This window comes from Sinorhizobium fredii, assembly GCF_002944405.1.
Classification (GTDB): Bacteria; Pseudomonadota; Alphaproteobacteria; order Rhizobiales; family Rhizobiaceae; genus Sinorhizobium; species Sinorhizobium fredii_C.
The window spans coordinates 1381322-1398661 of the sequence record NZ_CP024307.1 but is presented as its reverse complement, the minus strand read 5'-3'; the positions used below and the strand labels follow the sequence as shown (position 1 = coordinate 1398661).

At 63.9% G+C, this 17340-nt stretch carries 14 protein-coding genes and 3 tRNA genes; 3 read left to right on the top strand and 14 right to left on the bottom strand.

Annotation, left to right across the window (positions count from 1 at the left end):
- The 9 genes from nuoF to NXT3_RS06695 form a co-directional block, all read right to left on the bottom strand.
- Positions 1 to 1305 (bottom strand): NADH-quinone oxidoreductase subunit NuoF, encoded by a 1305-nt coding sequence (gene nuoF / locus NXT3_RS06735; protein ID WP_097526430.1) that lies wholly within the window; start codon positions 1303 to 1305, stop codon positions 1 to 3.
- 11 nt (positions 1306 to 1316) lie between these two features.
- On the bottom strand, positions 1317 to 2147 hold the full coding sequence (nuoE, locus tag NXT3_RS06730) for an NADH-quinone oxidoreductase subunit NuoE (protein WP_097526431.1): 831 nt from the start codon (positions 2145 to 2147) through the stop codon (positions 1317 to 1319).
- Between the two features lie 16 nt (positions 2148 to 2163).
- A complete protein-coding gene (locus NXT3_RS06725; protein ID WP_037389051.1) occupies positions 2164 to 2418 on the bottom strand; it encodes a hypothetical protein in 255 nt (84 codons plus the stop codon).
- Positions 2418 to 3608, bottom strand: coding sequence for an NADH-quinone oxidoreductase subunit D (locus tag NXT3_RS06720; RefSeq protein WP_037414108.1), 1191 nt, complete (start codon positions 3606 to 3608; stop codon positions 2418 to 2420). Before NXT3_RS06720 ends, NXT3_RS06725 begins: the two co-directional genes overlap by 1 nt.
- A 56-nt stretch (positions 3609 to 3664) precedes the next feature.
- Positions 3665 to 4270, bottom strand: a complete 606-nt coding sequence (locus tag NXT3_RS06715) for an NADH-quinone oxidoreductase subunit C (RefSeq protein WP_097526432.1) — start codon at positions 4268 to 4270, stop codon at positions 3665 to 3667.
- A gap of 18 nt (positions 4271 to 4288) precedes the next feature.
- Complete coding sequence (locus tag NXT3_RS06710) at positions 4289 to 4867, bottom strand: NuoB/complex I 20 kDa subunit family protein (protein WP_037414105.1); 579 nt, start codon at positions 4865 to 4867, stop codon at positions 4289 to 4291.
- Complete coding sequence (locus tag NXT3_RS06705; RefSeq protein WP_037389059.1) at positions 4858 to 5223, bottom strand: NADH-quinone oxidoreductase subunit A; 366 nt, start codon at positions 5221 to 5223, stop codon at positions 4858 to 4860. The genes NXT3_RS06710 and NXT3_RS06705 overlap by 10 nt, the downstream gene beginning before the upstream one ends.
- A gap of 298 nt (positions 5224 to 5521) precedes the next feature.
- A tRNA-Asp gene (locus NXT3_RS06700) sits at positions 5522 to 5598 on the bottom strand.
- Between the two features lie 72 nt (positions 5599 to 5670).
- Positions 5671 to 5747, bottom strand: a tRNA-Asp gene (locus tag NXT3_RS06695).
- Positions 5748 to 6141: 394 nt separating this feature from the next.
- Between NXT3_RS06695 and NXT3_RS06690 the strand changes: the two genes are divergently transcribed.
- Positions 6142 to 6217: transfer RNA gene (locus NXT3_RS06690), tRNA-Val, on the top strand.
- A 57-nt stretch (positions 6218 to 6274) separates the two neighbouring features.
- Here NXT3_RS06690 and NXT3_RS06685 read toward each other — a convergent pair.
- The 3 genes from NXT3_RS06685 to NXT3_RS06675 all read right to left on the bottom strand — a co-directional run bounded on the left by NXT3_RS06685 (position 6275) and on the right by NXT3_RS06675 (position 11497).
- A complete protein-coding gene (locus NXT3_RS06685) occupies positions 6275 to 6673 on the bottom strand; it encodes a (R)-mandelonitrile lyase (protein ID WP_037414104.1) in 399 nt (132 codons plus the stop codon).
- 88 nt (positions 6674 to 6761) lie between these two features.
- Positions 6762 to 10217 carry an ATP-binding protein gene (locus NXT3_RS06680; protein ID WP_104838996.1) on the bottom strand — a complete coding sequence of 1152 codons (3456 nt, stop codon included), beginning with the start codon at positions 10215 to 10217 and terminating at the stop codon, positions 6762 to 6764.
- Positions 10217 to 11497 (bottom strand): metallophosphoesterase family protein, encoded by a 1281-nt coding sequence (locus NXT3_RS06675; RefSeq protein ID WP_097526434.1) that lies wholly within the window; start codon positions 11495 to 11497, stop codon positions 10217 to 10219. Before NXT3_RS06675 ends, NXT3_RS06680 begins: the two co-directional genes overlap by 1 nt.
- A gap of 284 nt (positions 11498 to 11781) precedes the next feature.
- On the opposite strand from NXT3_RS06675, the gene NXT3_RS06670 reads away from it, so the two are divergent.
- Together NXT3_RS06670 and NXT3_RS06665 are read left to right on the top strand one after the other, a co-directional pair.
- On the top strand, positions 11782 to 13614 hold the full coding sequence (locus NXT3_RS06670; RefSeq protein ID WP_104838995.1) for a HAMP domain-containing methyl-accepting chemotaxis protein: 1833 nt from the start codon (positions 11782 to 11784) through the stop codon (positions 13612 to 13614).
- A 182-nt stretch (positions 13615 to 13796) separates the two neighbouring features.
- The gene (locus tag NXT3_RS06665; RefSeq protein WP_037414095.1) at positions 13797 to 14270 is read left to right on the top strand and encodes a MarR family winged helix-turn-helix transcriptional regulator; all 474 of its coding nucleotides are present in this window, start codon (positions 13797 to 13799) and stop codon (positions 14268 to 14270) included.
- 85 nt (positions 14271 to 14355) lie between these two features.
- Here the strand turns inward: NXT3_RS06665 and NXT3_RS06660 are convergent, their stop codons facing one another.
- On the bottom strand, positions 14356 to 16551 hold the full coding sequence (locus tag NXT3_RS06660; protein ID WP_104838994.1) for an esterase-like activity of phytase family protein: 2196 nt from the start codon (positions 16549 to 16551) through the stop codon (positions 14356 to 14358).
- A 298-nt stretch (positions 16552 to 16849) separates the two neighbouring features.
- Positions 16850 to 17122 (bottom strand): non-specific DNA-binding protein Hbs, encoded by a 273-nt coding sequence (gene hupB / locus NXT3_RS06655; RefSeq protein ID WP_037389073.1) that lies wholly within the window; start codon positions 17120 to 17122, stop codon positions 16850 to 16852.
- Positions 17123 to 17340: the final 218 nt, after the last annotated feature.

The window sequence follows — 17340 nt, the reverse complement described above, 5'->3', positions numbered from 1 at the left end:
TTACTCCGCTGCTTCCAATACGGCGCCGTGCGACGTTGCATTGCGCGTATATTCGTCGATCCGCTTTTCCATTTCCGGACGGAAATGCTTGATTAGGCCCTGGATCGGCCAGGCGGCCGCGTCGCCAAGCGCACAGATCGTGTGGCCTTCGACCTGCTTCGTCACGTCGAAGAGCATGTCGATCTCGCGCTTCTGGGCGCGGCCCTGCACCATGCGCTCCATGACGCGCATCATCCAACCGGTGCCTTCGCGGCAGGGCGTGCACTGGCCGCAGCTCTCGTGCTTGTAGAAGGCGGAAAGCCGCCAGATCGCCTTGATGATGTCGGTCGACTTGTCCATGACGATGACGGCCGCCGTTCCGAGGCCTGAGCCAAGCTCGCGCAGGCCGTCATAGTCCATGATGGCGTCCTTCATCTGCGCGCCGGGCACGCAGGGAACCGACGAGCCGCCGGGGATGACGGCGAGCAGATTGTCCCAGCCGCCGCGGATGCCGCCGCAGTGCTTGTCGACCAGCTCGTGGAACGGGATCGACATGGCGTCCTCGACCGTGCAGGGACGGTTGACGTGGCCGGAGACCGAATAGAGCTTGGTGCCATGGTTGTTCGGGCGGCCGAAACTCGTGTACCAGCCGGCGCCGCGCCGGAGGATGGTCGGCGTGACTGCGATCGATTCGACGTTGTTAACGGTCGTCGGGCAGCCATAGAGGCCCATATTCGCCGGGAACGGCGGCTTCAGGCGCGGCTGGCCCTTCTTGCCCTCGAGGCTCTCGAGCAGCGCCGTTTCCTCGCCGCAGATATAGGCGCCGGCGCCGTGATGGACGAAGACGTCGATATCGTAGCCGAGCTTGTTGTTCTTGCCGAGCAGGCCGTATTCGTAGCATTCGTCGATCGCGGCCTGCAGCGCCTCGCGTTCGCGGATGAACTCGCCGCGCACGTAGATGTAGGCGGTGTGCGCGCCCATAGCGAAGCTTGCCACGACGCAGCCCTCGATCAGCGTATGCGGATCGTGGCGCATGATGTCGCGGTCCTTGCAGGTACCGGGCTCCGACTCGTCGGCATTGACGACGAGGTAATGCGGCCGGCCGTCGCTTTCCTTCGGCATGAAGGACCATTTGAGGCCGGTCGGGAAGCCTGCGCCGCCGCGGCCGCGCAGGCCCGAGGCCTTCACCTCGTTGATAATCCAGTCGCGACCTTTCTCGAGCAGCTCCTTGGTGCCGTCCCAGTGGCCGCGCGCCATCGCGCCCTTGAGCGACCTGTCCTTGAGGCCGTAGATATTGGTAAAGATGCGATCTTCATCTCTCAGCATGGGTCACCTCTTTACCGCGGCTTCTTCGCCGGCTTGGACTTGTCGACCGTCTCGCCTTCGGCCTTGGCGTTCTTCGCCGCCGCTTTCCTCGCGGTCGCCGGGGTCTTCAGCGCCGGATTGGTGACGTCTGCGGCGGTCTCCGGTTTGGCGGCGTTCGACGGCGGCACACTTACCGCTTCTTCAGCCTTCGCCTTGCTGGCGCGGGCCGGCGCCTTGGTCTTTTCAGGCGCTTCCACGAGCTGCAATGTCGTCAGCCCGCCGGCCGGTGCGGAAAAGATGCGGTCGATCTGGGGGCCGGGCTCGATTTCGGCACCCTTGCCTGCGTCGAAGCCGTCGATGATTTCCTCGAGCCGCTCGGGCGTCAGGTCCTCGTAAGAGTCCTTGAAGATCATCACCATCGGCGCGTTGACGCAGGCGCCCTGACATTCGACCTCTTCCCAGGAGAGCGTGCCGCTCCTGTTCAGCGTGAAGGGCTCGGCGGCGATCTTCTTCTTGCACACCTTGATGAGGTCTTCCGCACCGCGCAGCATGCAGGGCGTCGTGCCGCAGACCTGCACATGGGCGCGCGATCCGACCGGCTTCAACTGGAACTGCGTGTAGAAGGTCGCCACTTCGAGGGCGCGGATATAGGCCATGCCGAGCATGTCGGCGATCGACTCGATGGCCGCCCTCGTCACCCAGCCGTCCTGTTCCTGGGCGCGCATCAGCAGCGGAATGATCGCCGATTGCTCGCGGCCCTTAGGATATTTGTTGATCGTTGCCTCGGCCCAGGCCGCGTTCTCCTTGCTGAATGCAAAGCTCGCTGGCTGGACAGTGTCTTCGGCTAGTCGACGAACGGACATTCTAGTGGACACCTTATCAATTAATCGAACCGCACCGCGATTTCGTCAGCGTGACGAATTCGCAGGCATAGGCGGACTGGTCTTTCTGCATGAACACGATGTAGCGCGTGCCGTTGGCGACGGCTGCCTTGATCTCGTATCCCTTCGACAGGAGCGCGGCCATGGAGCCGCCATGCAGCCCGGAGGAGGACGTGCTGGCGACATCCTCCTGAGCGACGGCGGCAGGGCTCAGCGCGAGAAACCCGAGAACGGCAAGCGGCGCCAGACGCATCAGCGATCCACCTCGCCGAACACGATATCGAGGGAGCCCAGCACGGCCGAAACATCGGCGAGCTGGTGTCCGCGACAGAGGAAATCCATCGCCTGCAGATGCGCATAGCCCGGCGCACGGATCTTGCAGCGATAGGGCTTGTTGGTGCCGTCGGAGACCAGATAGACACCGAACTCGCCCTTCGGCGCCTCGACCGCGGCATAAACGTCGCCGGCCGGCACGTGATAGCCCTCGGTATAGAGCTTGAAGTGGTGGATCAGCGCCTCCATCGAGCGCTTCATCTCGCCGCGCTTTGGCGGCACGATCTTGCCGTCGAGCGAAGAAACCGGTCCGACCTTAGCGTCGCCGAGCAGGCGATCGACGCATTGCCGCATGATCCGCGCCGACTGGCGCATTTCGATCATCCGGATCAGGTAGCGGTCGTAGCAGTCGCCGTTCTTGCCGATCGGGATGTCGAACTCCATGTCGGAGTAGCACTCATAGGGCTGCGCGCGGCGCAGATCCCAGGCGGCACCCGAACCGCGCACCATGACGCCCGAGAAGCCCCAGGCCCAGGCGTCCTCGAGCTTGACGACGCCGATATCGACGTTGCGCTGCTTGAAGATGCGGTTGCCGGTCAGAAGCTCGTCGATGTCGTCGACCGTCTTCAAGAACGGATCGATCCACTTGCCGATATCGTCGACCAGTTCATGCGGCAGATCCTGGTGGACACCGCCTGGACGGAAATAGGCCGAGTGCATGCGCGCGCCGCAGGCCCGCTCATAGAACACCATCAGCTTCTCGCGCTCCTCGAAGCCCCAGAGCGGCGGCGTCAACGCACCGACGTCCATGGCCTGGGTGGTGACGTTGAGGAGATGCGAGAGGATGCGGCCGATTTCCGAGTAGAGGACACGGATAAGCTGGCCGCGGATCGGCACTTCGGTGCCCGTCAGCCTTTCAACGGCAAGCGCGAAGGCGTGCTCCTGGTTCATCGGCGCGACATAGTCGAGCCGGTCGAAATAGGGCACCGCCTGCAGATAGGTCTTCGCCTCGATCAGCTTCTCGGTGCCGCGGTGCAAGAGGCCGATATGCGGATCGACGCGCTCGACGATTTCGCCGTCAAGCTCCAGCACGAGGCGCAGAACGCCGTGCGCGGCCGGATGCTGCGGACCGAAGTTGATGTTGAAGTTCCGGACGTTGTGTTCGGTCATACCGATTGCTCCAGGCCGGACGGGATCCCCTCGGGATCGCCGCGGGCCGACTTATCTCACCGTGCCTTCGCCTTTTCATCGCCGGGCAGCACGTATTCCGTGCCTTCCCAGGGCGAAAGGAAATCGAAGTTGCGGAATTCCTGTCTCAGTTCGACGGGTTCATAGACCACCCGCTTAACTTCATCGTCGTAGCGAACCTCGACGAAGCCGGTCAGCGGGAAGTCCTTGCGCAGCGGATAACCTTCGAAGCCGTAGTCGGTGAGGATACGGCGCAGATCCGGGTGGCCGGTGAAGAGAATGCCGTACATGTCGTAGGCTTCACGCTCGAACCAGTCGGCGCCAGGGTAGACGGAGGTTGCCGACGGCACGGGCTCGCCGTCGCCGGTCGCGACCTTGACGCGGACGCGCAGGTTCTGGCGCGGCGACAGCAGGTGGTAGACGACATCGAAACGATCCGGCCGCTGCGGATAGTCGACGCCGCAGACATCGATAAAGCTCACAAAGCCGCATCGCGGATCGTCGCGCAGGAAGGTCAGGAGTTCGATGACGTTGTCGGCCGTCGCCGTCAGCGTCAACTCGCCATATTTCATCGCCGCGTCGGCAATCAGCGATCCGCGTGCTTCCCGAAGATAGGTCGCAAGCTCGTTCAGGGCTTCACTCATTGAAAAGAACCCCCTGCCTTAGCGCTCGATGGTGCCGGTCCGGCGGATCTTCTTCTGCAGCAGAAGCACGCCATAGAGCAGCGCTTCTGCCGTGGGAGGACAGCCTGGCACGTAGATATCGACGGGCACGACGCGGTCGCAGCCGCGCACCACCGAATAGGAATAGTGATAATAGCCGCCGCCATTGGCGCAGGAGCCCATCGAGATGACGTAGCGCGGCTCGGGCATCTGGTCGTAGACCTTGCGCAGCGCCGGCGCCATCTTGTTGGTCAGCGTGCCGGCGACGATCATGACGTCGGACTGGCGCGGCGAGGCGCGCGGCGCGAAGCCGAAGCGTTCGGCATCGTAGCGCGGCATCGACATCTGCATCATTTCGACGGCGCAGCAGGCGAGACCGAAGGTCATCCACATCAGCGAACCGGTGCGCGCCCAGTTGATCAGCTCGTCGGTCGAGGTGACGAGGAAGCCCTTGTCGGCGAGCTCGTTGTTGATCTCGCCGAAGAATGCGTCATTGCTGCCGATCGGCTTGCCGGTCGCGGGATCGATGATGCCCTTCGGCTGCGGCGCAATGAGCGTGGTGCCGGATGCTAGTTCCATTCCAGCGCTCCCTTTTTCCATTCATAGATAAAGCCGACCGTCAGGACCAGGAGGAAGACCATCATCGACCAGAAGCCGAACCAGCCCATCGCCTTGAACGAAACCGCCCAGGGGAAGAGGAAGGCGACTTCCAGGTCGAAGATGATGAAGAGGATCGACACAAGATAGAAGCGGATGTCGAACTTCATGCGGGCGTCGTCGAACGCATTGAAGCCGCACTCATAGGCCGAGAGCTTTTCCGAATCGGGCGCCTTGAAGGCAACTGCGAAGGGAGCGATCAGGAGTGCGAGACCGATCACAAGAGCGATTCCAATGAAAATCGCGATCGGAACATAGGAACCGAGAAGTTCTGTCATTGTTATCCGTCCCTGCCTGCGAAGCGCCTTGGGAGAAGCGCTCGAACAACGAATGCCGCAGGCCGAAAATCATGTTGCAACGCCAGAGTGGTTAGCGCAGGCCGCGCCCATGCGCAAGCCTCGACGAGGCATTTAAACCGGTTCGCGGCACAGGTTTGAACGGCACTTTCTCACAGTTGACACAGTGGAACACGGAATCCTGGGAACCGGTCGCCCCTCCCCGCAAGAGCCATGCCGAGACCGCATTGCGGCAATGCAAAAACGGCCGACTGACACTGAAGCATGGTGTGAGGAGAAATGGCGCGAGTGACGGGGCTCGAACCCGCGACCTCCGGCGTGACAGGCCGGCACTCTAACCGACTGAGCTACACCCGCGCATCATGGCCATGGCAGGCCATTATCTCACCATCGGCACTCCTTGAGGATGCCGATGCACCAGAAGAAGAGTGGCGCGAGTGACGGGGCTCGAACCCGCGACCTCCGGCGTGACAGGCCGGCACTCTAACCGACTGAGCTACACCCGCTTCTCTTGACTGGCCGGGGCGCTCGCGCACCCCTTTATCAAAGCGGCCCTGCCGTTTCGATGAGCGGCTAACTAAGCGGTTCGCCCTGGGGTGTCAAGCGTGTTTGAAGACAAATCCGTGACGGAGAGAATTTTGACCCACAGGCTGCCCAAATGAGAAAATCCGCATAGGGCGGGACGGTCGAAGCCCCCTCTCTCGCTACCCGGACGCCGCGACGTCGCTACCGTCGGCGCCGCCCCCCTCTCCTGTCCACAGCGCCGGCAGCGCCCGATCCCGCGCTCGCCGACCCGCTCGCAAAAAAATCAAAAAAATCGATCGAATGCTCTTGCGGTTTTTGCCGGTTGCGCATAGATCACGCCCACCGACGCGGCGGACAGCGGTCCGGCACGCGAAAGGGCGATTAGCTCAGTTGGTAGAGCGCCTCGTTTACACCGAGGATGTCGGGAGTTCGAGTCTCTCATCGCCCACCATTATCCAAAGCATTAGCAATTCACCGTAAGTGGCTACGATCGTTGCCATTCGGCTCATCACCCCCCGCGAGACTGCTCGTCCGTCACATGCTCCAGCCAATCGACGACCTTGCCGTCGAGCGCCTCCTGAATGGCGATATGGGTCATTCCCGTGTCGGCGGCGGCGCCGTGCCAGTGTTTTTCGCCCGGCGGGAACCAGACGACGTCGCCGGCGCGGATTTCGCGGAGTTCGCCGCCCCAGCTTTGCGCAAGGCCGCGGCCGGCGGTGACGATGAGCGTCTGGCCGAGCGGGTGGGTGTGCCAGGCGGTGCGGGCGCCGGGCTCGAAGGTGACCGTCGCTCCTCTTACCCGGGCCGGCGCGGGTGCCTCGAAGGCCGGGTCGATGCGTACGGATCCCTGAAAATAGTCGGACGGTCCGCGCGACGAGGGTCTCGAGCCACACTCAAAGATTTCCATTCGAACCTCCTCTTGGCATACGCGTGAAATCACGTCGCGCACCATGCGGGCGCAATCGGAAGCACCTTAGCGTTTTTCCGCCCAGTCGCTACAGCCTGTGAAGTCTTACCCCGGGGCAGGCGCTGCGGGCGATGTCGCAAAGGTGCTCGTGGTGCGTCAGATAGATCACCTGGCCGACGCGGGCCATCTCCGCCATCAGATCGAAGGCGCGGCCAGCGCGGTTGTCGTCGAACGTTTCCATGATGTCGTCTGCGATGAAGGGCAGCGTCTCGCGGGCCGCGGCGACCTCGTGGTAGCCGGCCATTCTCAAGGCAAGGTAGAGCTGGAAGCGGGTGCCTTTCGAGAGGTCGCCGGCGAGCTTCGAGCCGCCCGCCGCCGTGTTGGCGATCAGGAATTCCTGCCCCTTTTCCGCCTGGGTCGAAAGCCCGGCATATTCGCCGCCGCTGATATGCGAAAAGGTCCGCGAGGCGCGTTGCATCATGGCACTGCGATGGCGCTCGCGAAACAGCCTCAGCGCGTGTTCGGCGGCAACGACGCCGGCCTTGAGCCGCAGATAGCCGACCGCCTTGTGCTCGATCTCGAGCAGGATGGTTCGCTGCTTCTGCTCGAGTTCGGCCACCCGGTCGCCACCCTCGATCTCGGCAAGCGCCCTTTCCTTGTTTCTGACTTCCGCGTGCAACTCGCTGACGTCGCGATCGATGACGTCGATCGCTTCCTCCAGCCGGGTGAGTTCAAGCCTGAGCTCGGGCTCGTCCACGCCAGCGAGGATGGATTCGGCTTCTCCGGTCGTGGCAGTGCCGAGCCGGGTCAACAGATCCTGTTCAAGCTCGGCGCATCTCAGCCGTTGCCGCTCCTGCTCGCGAACGGCCTCCAGGCGAAGTCCGGCCTCCTCCAACGTTTCGCATCCGAAGAAGTCGAACATCACCTGCTTCATCGCCAGGTGCTGCCGCTCCTCGCTGCGCAGCAGCCGAAGCGCCTCCTCTAGACGTTCGATGCTGCCCAAGGCTTCGAGGCGGCGCTCTTCCTGGCGCTGTGCGGCGGCGATGCGGTCGCGCAGCGACGCATAAAGCGCGAGCGGATCGCCCTGCTCTCCGGCGTCGTGGGCGAGATCCACGATCGCCTCGGCAAAGCTCGCCTGGTCTTTCCGCATGCCGGCAATGCGATGGTCGAGCTCGCCCTTCTTCTGCATGAGCTTGTCGAAGTCCTGCAGGACCGCGAGCACCGGGCCGATTTCGTGCGGAGCCGGCCGGTCGGCGCGGCCGGCAAGCCAGGTCGCGGCGAGCGCCTCCGCCCACGCCTCTTCCCAGCGGATCATGGCGGCCTCGGCGGCGGCGAGAACCGTCTCCCGGTTTTCCATAGCTTCCGTGGCGCGGTGAAGCTGTGCCACTGCCGTGCTGTGGGCCGCCGATGCCGCTTGCGCGCGGGAGACGACCCGTTCCGCAACAACGAGGAGCTCGTCAAAGCTGTCCGGCAGGTGGTCCGCCGCGCCCAGGCGCTCCAATTCTCCCCGCAATGCGCGTGCCGCCGTCTGTTCTTCCGACGCGGCCCGGTCTTTCGCCTGGTGCGCGGGGCGCAGCTCGGCGCGAAGCGCCAGCGCCGCGGCTCGCGCGGCAAGCCAAGCCTCCAGCTGCGATATTTGCCTGACGTTGGGTAAGCCGCTTGCACTTGCGGCAGCGGCCACCGTTTTGTGCAGCCGCTGGCCCTCTTCGGAGAGCGCCTCCCGCTGTGCTTCGAGCGCCTGCAGTCGCGCGCGCCTTTCGGAAATCGCCAAAGTGAGGCCGCGCATCTCAGCCAGCCGCTCGGCATGGGCGAGGCGCAGCGCCGCGGCGGCATCGTCCTCCCGCAATGCCGCCTCGAAGGCGCTTGCCGTCCGCTTGTCGAGGCTGGTGCGATGCACTTGCCAGGCGAGGTCCCGGCGCCGGCGCAGCTCGCCTGCGGTCGCATCGTCCACTGCAGCGCCGTCTGCAGCGAGTGCGGCAAGCCGCGCCTCGTCTGCCGCCTGGCGCGCGCGCTCGTCGCCGATCCGGTCGTCGAGCCGCAGCCGCCGCTCCGAAAGAGCGGATTCCTCCGCTTTCCACATGGCGACCACGCCGGGCGCGGGAACGGGCAGCGTCGCCAGTTCATCCGCATCGCCGGCGAACGGCCGCAAGCCGTCCATGGCATCGGCAAGCGCCGCCGCCAGCCGGTCGACCTCCCTGGTCGCGGCCTGCTGGCGCAAAAGGCAATCGCTCTGCCGCAGCACATGCAGCCGTTCGGCCAGAATGCCCGTATCGGCGACACCGTTGCCGAGCCGCTCCGCATCGCGTTCGGTCTGAGCACGATCGCGTCTGGCGCTGTCGAGCTCCCCGCGCGCCGACGCCAGCTTCTCCGCGAGGCCCGCGTGCTGGCGAACCAGTTCCTGCAGCCGGGCAGCGCGGGCAGTCGGCAGCACCAGCGAAACGGGATCGGCATTGTCCGCCTCGCCGAGACGGATGAGGCAGGCACGAATCTCGGCGGAGACCCTTGCCAATTCGTCGAGGCGCGACGGCATATCGCGGGCGGCCGTCTGGTAGCGGGCGTCGAGTGCCGATTCGCGCAACGCCTCGAAGCGTCCCGCGAGCGCAAGCGCCTCTTCGTCCCGCGGCAGATCCTCGAGCTCCGCCCGGCGCTGCGCCAGTTCCTCGTCCAGTTGCCGGAGCCGGGTAGCGATTTCGACCTCCCGGCGGCGGAGGGCCGGCAGATCGTTCCACCATTCCTGCGGCGGCACCGGCAAGGCCTGCCTGCCGGCAAGCTCTTCCCGTGCAAGGTTGAGCCTTGCAAGGAGCGGCAGGGATTCGAGCTCGGCGCGCAGCCGATCCCGGCGCACGCGCAGTTCGGCGCGCTGTCGCGCTGCTGCATCGTGGCGGTCGCGGGCTTTCGTCAGCGTCTTGCGAAGTTCGGCATATTCGCGCGCGTTGACGTCCACTGCTTTGCGCTGGGATTTCAGGGCATCGAGCTCCGCCTTCAGCTCCGCAAGCTGATGCTTGCGCGCCTGGGGGCGAAAGAAGGCGTCCGCTTCGGTGCGCAGATTGGCAAGCACCGCACTGCTGTCCGGCAGACCCGAACTTGCCGAGAAGAGCAGCGACCCGAGTTCGCCTTCGCTCTTTAGGATGGCTTCCCCGCCTTCCTCGATGCTGTCGTCGTCGAGCGAGAACATCATGCGGTAGGTATCCCGGTCGATCGATCCGAGCGCCGAGGAGAAGAGGTTGTCCGGCAGCGGCTGCTCGTCGGGACCGACAAGGCTGTTGGCGTTCCGCTTGATCCTATAGGCGTGATGTCTCTTGCCGCCAGCCTCGACAACGCCGCCGATCCGCATTGTCTGGTAGGGATGCAGGAAGCCGTAGGGGCTCATGCGTTCGATGCCGAAGAGCAGGTCGAGGAAGCCCGAGAACAGGGTCGATTTGCCCGCCTCGTTCGGGCCGTAGATCAAGTGGAAATCTGGCTCTCCCCGCTGGGCAGTGCCGAAATCGAGGCTTCGTTCAGTGAACTTGCCGTAGCGGACGAGATCCAGCTGTTGCAGCCGCATCAGTCGATGCCCTCGACGAGGCTGCGGCCATGGAGATGCGACAGGACATCGGCGCTACCTGAAAGCGCGGCATTCTCCACCAGCTTGTCGAGCATGCCCTCGTCCCCGGCAAGCAGATGCCGCAGTTCGACAGGCAGATGCGGCAGCAGCTCCTCGGCGACGGCGCGCATGTCGGCGCGGTAGGCGAAGGCCGACAACACTTCGGTCTCGACGAGTGCCGTCAGTTCGCCGATCGGATCGGCAGCGATAGGCCCTGCATGCTTGCTGCAATTTGCAAACTGGGTCTCGATCTTCTCGACCCAGCATCGGCCGAGCCCGGCGGCGATATTCGCCAGCTCTCCCTGCAGCAGGTCGAAATCCCGCCGCAGCCGCCAGGAAAGCGGCGTCGTACCGTTCAGCGTGATCCGCAGGATGAGATCGGCTTCCGGCAGACCCTTTCGAATCAGACCGAGCTGCCGGCCGGCGACCTCCAGCATGTCGCGCCAGTCCGCCGTCCCGGTCAGGTCGATCGACACGCGCTCGAACACAGCCGCACCCACCGCCCGCTCTTCCAGCGTCACCTCACCGTCGTGGTCGATCGTGACAAGGGTGACGCCCTTCACGCCCGATTCGTTGATATCCCGGCCCTGCGGCATGCCCGACATGACGATGCATGGTTTGACGCCGTGGACCTGCCGCTGGTGCACGTGTCCGAGAGCCCAATAGTCATAGCCATGCCGCTCCAGATCGGCGACGCTGCAGGGCGCATAGGGGTCGTGCCCCGCCGAGCCGGCGAGGCTCGTGTGCAGCATGCCGATGTTGATGGCATCCGCGATGGGAGGCTGGAAATGCGGCAGCAGGCTTTCCGGCGCGTGCGGGTCGGCAAAGCTCATGCCGTGAATGTGAACGGCTCTGCCGTTTTCCAGAGTCTTGGCGAGCACCGGCTTGCCGCGGCCGCTGAAGACATGCACCGACGCCGGCAGCGTCAGCTCGCGCGTCACCTGCGACTGGGCATCATGGTTGCCGCGGATGATGAAGGTGCGGATGCCCGCCTCGTCGAGACGGCGCAGCTCACCGGCGAGGAAGAGCGCCGTGTTCATCGACGTCTGATTGCCGTCATAGAGATCGCCGGCGATCAGCAGCGCGTCGACGCTTTCGGCGATGCAGAGATCGACGATACGCACGAGGGCATTGCGGGTGGCACCCCGCACGATCCCGGCGAGCTCCTCGTTGCGGAGCGCCAGGCTGCGCAAGGGCGAATCGAGATGGAGATCTGCGGTATGGATAAATCGGAAAGGCATGACCGACCATGGCCGGCCCTGCCCCTGCCGTCAACGACGCGGGCTGACGGGGCCCAACTGAGTTGTGGGCAACGTCGCGCAGCCGTCCGAGAGCGCCGCTTCAGCATCCGCCGGGCTCGCCGATTAGCGGTTTTGTAACGCCTTGCTCGGTAGTTTTCGCGATGGAAACGCATTGAGCATTTTCAGCACCGGAATGATTCCTGCTTCTGCATCCGCTCCGTCATGACGATCAAGAGCCGGAACAGTTCACCCCAAGTTTCGCGGACGCTATTCCGGAGTTGTCCATGTCCCGCCTGAAGATTTCGCATACGCTGATCGGTCTTTTCGTAGTGGTCGTCGCCATCGTCGCAGCGCTTGCCCTCTCCTCGATGAACAGCATCCGCATGCTGAACGAGCGGAACAACGAACTCGCCGCCAGCTGGCTGCCGCGCGTCTCGCTGGCCCGGGCGCTGGAGACTCAGCTTTCGGACACCCGGATGGCCTTCGCCCGGCACCTGATCTCGCTCACTCCGTTCGAGAAGAAACGGGCGGAAAAGGTGATCGGCGAAACTGTCGCAGGCTTCGGCAAGCTTTCGGAAGACTATGCGGTCCTTGCGACATCGGATGCCGACAAGGAGGCGCTCGCAAAGGTGCATGCGACCTACCAGGCCTATCTGTCGGACGCCGATGCCATGCTGAAATATTCCAACAACCTCGAGAACATGAAGGCCCAGAGCGTCTTCAAAGTCGAGATGGCGGCAGCCGAAAAGAAGGTCGATGCGGCGATCGACGACGTGCTTGCCGCAAATCTTGCCGGCACCGGCGCCGCCGTCGCCGCCAGTGCCGCAACGCACAAGGAAGCCATGACCACCGAAACCGCGGTCATCGCTTTCGCTGCCCTCGTCATTCTGGGCGCGGTCGCCTACGCCATACGCGGCGTCGCACGTCCGATCCGGATCATCACGGCGTCGATGGCGAAGCTTGCCGGGGGCGATACGGCAAGCGGCATCCCCTATGGCGGCCGGAAGGACGAGATCGGTGAAATGGCCCGCGCCGTCGAAATTTTTCGGCAGGCTGCAATCACCAACCAGAAGCTCGAGGAGGAAGCCCGTATCCAGCGCGCCGCATCCGAGAGCGAACGCCAGAGAGTGACCGAGGAGGCCGAAGCGGCGGCGCAGCGGCGTCTCGAAGAAGCGACGGCCGGGCTTGCAAGCGGACTGCGGCGGCTGGCCGGCGGCGACCTCGCCTTCCAGCTCGACGAGGCTTTTGCGCCCGATTTCGAGCCCCTTCGGCACGACCTGAACCAGGCGGTCGCCCAGCTTGCCGACACGCTCTCCGCCGTCGCGACGAGTTCGAGCAGCATCGACGGCGGCGCCCGTGAGGTGAGCCACAGTGCCGACGACCTGTCGCGACGGACCGAACAACAGGCGGCATCGCTCGAGGAGACCGCCGCCGCGCTCGACCAGATCACCGTCAATGTCTCCAACTCCTCGAAGCGCACCAACGAGGCCCGCGCCGTGGCGAGCCAGGCGAACGAGAGTGCACGCAAGTCCGGCGCGATCGTCTCCGGCGCCGTCGACGCGATGGGGCGAATCGAGCATTCCTCCAGCCAGATCTCCAACATCATCGGTGTCATCGACGAGATCGCCTTCCAGACCAACCTTTTGGCGCTCAATGCCGGGGTGGAAGCGGCACGCGCCGGCGAAGCCGGCAAGGGCTTTGCCGTCGTTGCACAGGAGGTGCGAGAGCTCGCCCAGCGCTCGGCCAAGGCGGCCAAGGAGATCAAGGAACTGATCCGCAATTCGGCGAACGAGGTCGAAAGCGGCGTCCGGCTCGTGCGCGAAACGGGCGAAGCCCTGCGCACCATCGAGAGCCTTATCGTTACGATCAACGAACATATGGACGCGATCGCCGTTTCGGCCCAGGAGCAGTCCGCAGGGCTTTCCGAAGTCAACATGGCGGTCAATCAGATGGATCAGGTGACGCAGCAGAACGCCGCGATGGTCGAGGAAGCCAATGCGGCCAGCGCGACCCTGGCACAGGAGGCGGGTCGTCTGCGCGAATTGATCGATCGGTTCACTCTCGCCGACGCGGACCGCGCCGGCGCTTGGGCGTCGCGGCCACGCCACGCCGCTTAACAGCAGGGACAGCAGTTCTTCGCCTCGGAAAGATCAACGGCTCTCGGATTCGGGGGCCGTTTCTTTTCAAAGGACGTCGACCGTAAGAATCAGGAGGTTTTTGTCGACAAATACCGCGGCCGTCACTAAATATAGTCTAACTGCCATTTGACATGGCACCTCACCATATCGCAACGGCTTTCATGAAGAACACATTCGAAGTCTCCGACAAACTGTTCGAACTCTACCATCGCGTCCATCGCCTGGTGAACGAGTCGATGACCGAGGAAGGTGTGTCACTTGCCCGAAGCAAGTTCCTGTTCTTCCTGAGCAAGCTCGGCCCGTGCCGCTCGACCGACATCGCCTGCGCGTTGAACTTCGCCCCCAGGACCGTGACGGAGGCGATCGACGGGCTGGAGCGCGATCGCCTGGTGATGCGCAAGCCCGATCCGGACGATCGCCGCGCCAAGATCGTCTCGATTACCGAGACGGGCCGTGCCGTCCTCCAGGCGGCGGAACATCCGCGCAAGCAGCTTATCGAGGAAATCTTCTCGGCGCTCGACGACGAGCAGCTCGATCAGCTCTACGACATCGTCAGCAGGCTCGTCGACAAGACCGACGAGATCCGCAAGCGCAAGGAAGCGAAGGAAGAGGCAGACATCGCTGCCGCGCGGTAACCCCGCAGGCACAACCGAACTTGGTACAAAGGAAGAGGCCGGGACGTCATGCCCCGGCCTCTTCCGTTTTCTCCTGGCCCGACGCTTACATCGCGTTGATTGCGCCGATGGAGAAGAACAGGGTCTCGCCGGACGCGTCGTCGACGCCGTCATTGTCGGTAACGACATAGCCGTTTCCAGCGGCGTCGACCGTGAAGCCCTCCACCTTGTCGACTACATAGCCGTTCAGCGACTTCAGGTCAGGAATGAGGTCGCGCACCTCTTCCTTTTTGACGGCCGGCAGTTCGCCGCCGAGCGCAGCGGGCTTCAGCTCGGTGAGCGCCACACGATAGAGCTTCTTGAGCTTCGCGGCTTCGCCGATCAGATTGTCGCGCTCGATCAGATAGGCATAGTCGCCGTGGACGGAGATCTCCGAAAGACCGACCCAGCCGGCTTCGGACTTGTCGAGCGGATAGCGCACTGCGCCCCACTCTTTCGTCGCCGGCTTGTAGGCGACGAGCTTGACGAAGCCCTTCTCGTCGTCCTTCCACTCGCGCTGGACCGCCATCCAGAGCGTGAGGCCGTCGCCTTCGCCGACCGCGGTGATTCCTTCGAAGCCGGAGCGGATTTCGTTGGCGCGCAGCTCCGCCGGAAGAGCGATCTCCTGTTTGATTTCGCCCTTCTTGTTCACGTGAAGGAGTGCGTGGCTGTAAAGCTTGTCCGAGTCGCCTTCCGACGCCAGCCAGAAGCCGCCTTCGCCATCATTGGCAATGCCTTCAATATCGAGCTTTTGCGCGGCTGCGCCATCGCGGGTGATCGGCAGTGCCTCGGTGATCACCGCCGGCTTCTGCGTCGCGTCGATCGCAAAAATCGTCGGCTGCGACGAAAGAACGGAGTCGTTCACCGCCCGCAGGAAGCCCGGCTTGTCGCCGACGGCCGCCAGGCCGGAAAGGGCGCCGAACCCGATCGGCAGACCGTCCTTCTCGGCGGAGCGAATCTGCGGGTAGATGGCCTCCCCCTCGCCGCGCGCGTAAATCATCACATGCGCCCGCGCGCCGCCGTCCTCGACGAGATCGACCTCGTTGGCGGTGGCGAACAGATTGCGGCCGGGAATGGCGACCGCGCCCTCGGGCGAAACCCCGGACGGCAGCAGCTGCAGCAGTTGCGGCTCGGCACCGGTGTCCTTGTAGACGCCGACGATCGAGGCGCGCTCGGAAAGCACGAAGAACAGCTTGTCGTCGCCGTACTGCGCCGTTTCCATGCCTTCCGGCTCGATGCCCTTCGCCGAAGAGCGCTTTTCCGGGTAGTGGCCGACGGCAGCGATGGCGTGCTCCAGGCTTGCACCGGACTCGAACAGCACCTTGCCGGTGACGTCGAAGATCGTGAAGCCGCGCGAGCCGCCTTCGTAGTCGCCCTCATTGGCGACGACCAGACGGTTGTCGTCGAGCCACTTCACGGCATCCGGCTCGCGCTTGACGCCGGTCAGATCGCTCGCAAACGAAATGGCGCCGTCACGCTTCGCGTCAACATTCTTGAGGTCCGCCGTACCGGCGGAAAAATGCGCCCTCACGGCCGCTGATTTGCCGTCGATGATCACGATGTGATTGTTTTCCTGCAGCGTCAGCGCAATCTCGGCCTTGCCGTTGAACGCGACGAATTCCGGCTCCGGATCGTCGCCGGCGACTTCGGCAAGGCCGGTGAGCGTCACATGCTTGATCGTCGCGCAATCGGCAACGCCGTCCTTCAGCGACAGGATCACGAGATCGCCGGCCGGCAGCTGCGGGATCTCACCGTCGTTGACGTCCTCGTCGCGCTCGTTCTCGATGGCGATCGCCGCCAGCGTCCGGTCCTTGTTGACGGTGACGGAATCCGGCTGGCCACCGAGATCGCAGGTGGCGTCGATCTTTTTCGTCGCGACATCGACGACGGCAAGCAGGCCGGAGGTCTTGGTGAAACTTTCACGGGTGTTGACGGCGACCAGCGCCTTCGGGCCGGCGACAGCGACCGACGTCGGCTCGCCCTCGAAGGAAACGATGCCGCCGGCCTTCGGCGCGCGGGCGTCGGTGATATCGATGAAGCCGATACGCTTGCCGGGGCTGTCCGTATAGATGAGCGTGTTGCCGTCCTCGCTGGCGGCAATGATTTCCGCTGAGGTCGGTGCCTTTTGGTCGGCGCCTTCGGGCAAGTTGCCGGCGACCGCAAAGGATGCAATGCGGTTAAAGACCTGTTCGGCCTGAGCGGCCGGCGCCGTCGATGCGGCGAGTGCCGCCGCCAAGGCGGCTGTGATGGAAAAAGCCCTCATTTATCCCTCCTGTCGCGGCGCGCGCCCGGAGATCAGGCCTTCCGACACCGCGTTCGCGTCCGGAGTCGCAATTCGTCCACCTCCGGATGGGAGGCTTGTGCAACCGTCCTGTAACAGCCCGATGACAGCGGAGGTTAAATGAAAAGAGGCCCGGATCGACCGGGCCCCAATCAACCTGCCGGCGATCCTGGAAGGAAGGCGGCAGATGGAACATGAACTTGCTTGCGGCCTCTTTGGCGTCGCCGCCGACCCGGACCGCGCGGCATCTCGAGGCCCTTTCGGACCTCGACACGTCCGATTAGTTGACGGCGTCCTTCAGGCCCTTACCGGCCGTGAACTTCGGCACGTTGCGTGCCGGGATGTCAACTTCCGCACCCGTCGACGGGTTGCGGCCCTTGCTCGCTTCGCGGCGGGTCACGGAGAAGTTGCCGAAGCCGACGAGACGAATGTCGCCGCCGTTCTTCAGTTCACCCTGAATGGTCTCAAACACTGCATCAACAGCGGAAGACGCATCGGCCTTGGAAAGACCGGCCTTCTCGGCAACGGCAGACACGAGCTCATTTTTGTTCATGTTTCCACCCCTTTCATATTGGTTCGAAACGACTGTCTTCTTAAGCCGCGGCCGCTTGCGCACAGCCACGTCTTGCCATTCCCAATTGCGCCGAATCCCTTGAAATGCAAGGCTTAGAGGGTGCTTTTACAACAGAAAAGACCGGCAAATGGCCGGTCTTTTCCGTTTTTTTGGCAAAGGGCGCAACGGGGACACAGTCCCTCCCCTATTTGCGCGTC

Bases quoted from the DNA above. Each gene is read 5' to 3' on its own strand.
- NXT3_RS06715 (WP_097526432.1), bottom strand. From the start codon at position 4,270: ATGAGTGAAGCCCTGAACGAGCTTGCGACCTATCTTCGGGAAGCACGC.
- NXT3_RS06725 (WP_037389051.1), bottom strand. From the start codon at position 2,418: ATGCGTCTGGCGCCGCTTGCCGTTCTCGGGTTTCTCGCGCTGAGCCCT.
- hupB (WP_037389073.1), bottom strand. From the start codon at position 17,122: ATGAACAAAAATGAGCTCGTGTCTGCCGTTGCCGAGAAGGCCGGTCTT.
- NXT3_RS06710 (WP_037414105.1), bottom strand. From the start codon at position 4,867: ATGGAACTAGCATCCGGCACCACGCTCATTGCGCCGCAGCCGAAGGGC.
- NXT3_RS06665 (WP_037414095.1), top strand. From the start codon at position 13,797: ATGAAGAACACATTCGAAGTCTCCGACAAACTGTTCGAACTCTACCAT.
- NXT3_RS06670 (WP_104838995.1), top strand. From the start codon at position 11,782: ATGTCCCGCCTGAAGATTTCGCATACGCTGATCGGTCTTTTCGTAGTG.
- NXT3_RS06705 (WP_037389059.1), bottom strand. From the start codon at position 5,223: ATGACAGAACTTCTCGGTTCCTATGTTCCGATCGCGATTTTCATTGGA.
- NXT3_RS06680 (WP_104838996.1), bottom strand. From the start codon at position 10,217: ATGCGGCTGCAACAGCTGGATCTCGTCCGCTACGGCAAGTTCACTGAA.
- nuoE (WP_097526431.1), bottom strand. From the start codon at position 2,147: ATGTCCGTTCGTCGACTAGCCGAAGACACTGTCCAGCCAGCGAGCTTT.
- NXT3_RS06685 (WP_037414104.1), bottom strand. From the start codon at position 6,673: ATGGAAATCTTTGAGTGTGGCTCGAGACCCTCGTCGCGCGGACCGTCC.
- NXT3_RS06660 (WP_104838994.1), bottom strand. From the start codon at position 16,551: ATGAGGGCTTTTTCCATCACAGCCGCCTTGGCGGCGGCACTCGCCGCA.
- NXT3_RS06720 (WP_037414108.1), bottom strand. From the start codon at position 3,608: ATGACCGAACACAACGTCCGGAACTTCAACATCAACTTCGGTCCGCAG.
- NXT3_RS06675 (WP_097526434.1), bottom strand. From the start codon at position 11,497: ATGCCTTTCCGATTTATCCATACCGCAGATCTCCATCTCGATTCGCCC.
- nuoF (WP_097526430.1), bottom strand. From the start codon at position 1,305: ATGCTGAGAGATGAAGATCGCATCTTTACCAATATCTACGGCCTCAAG.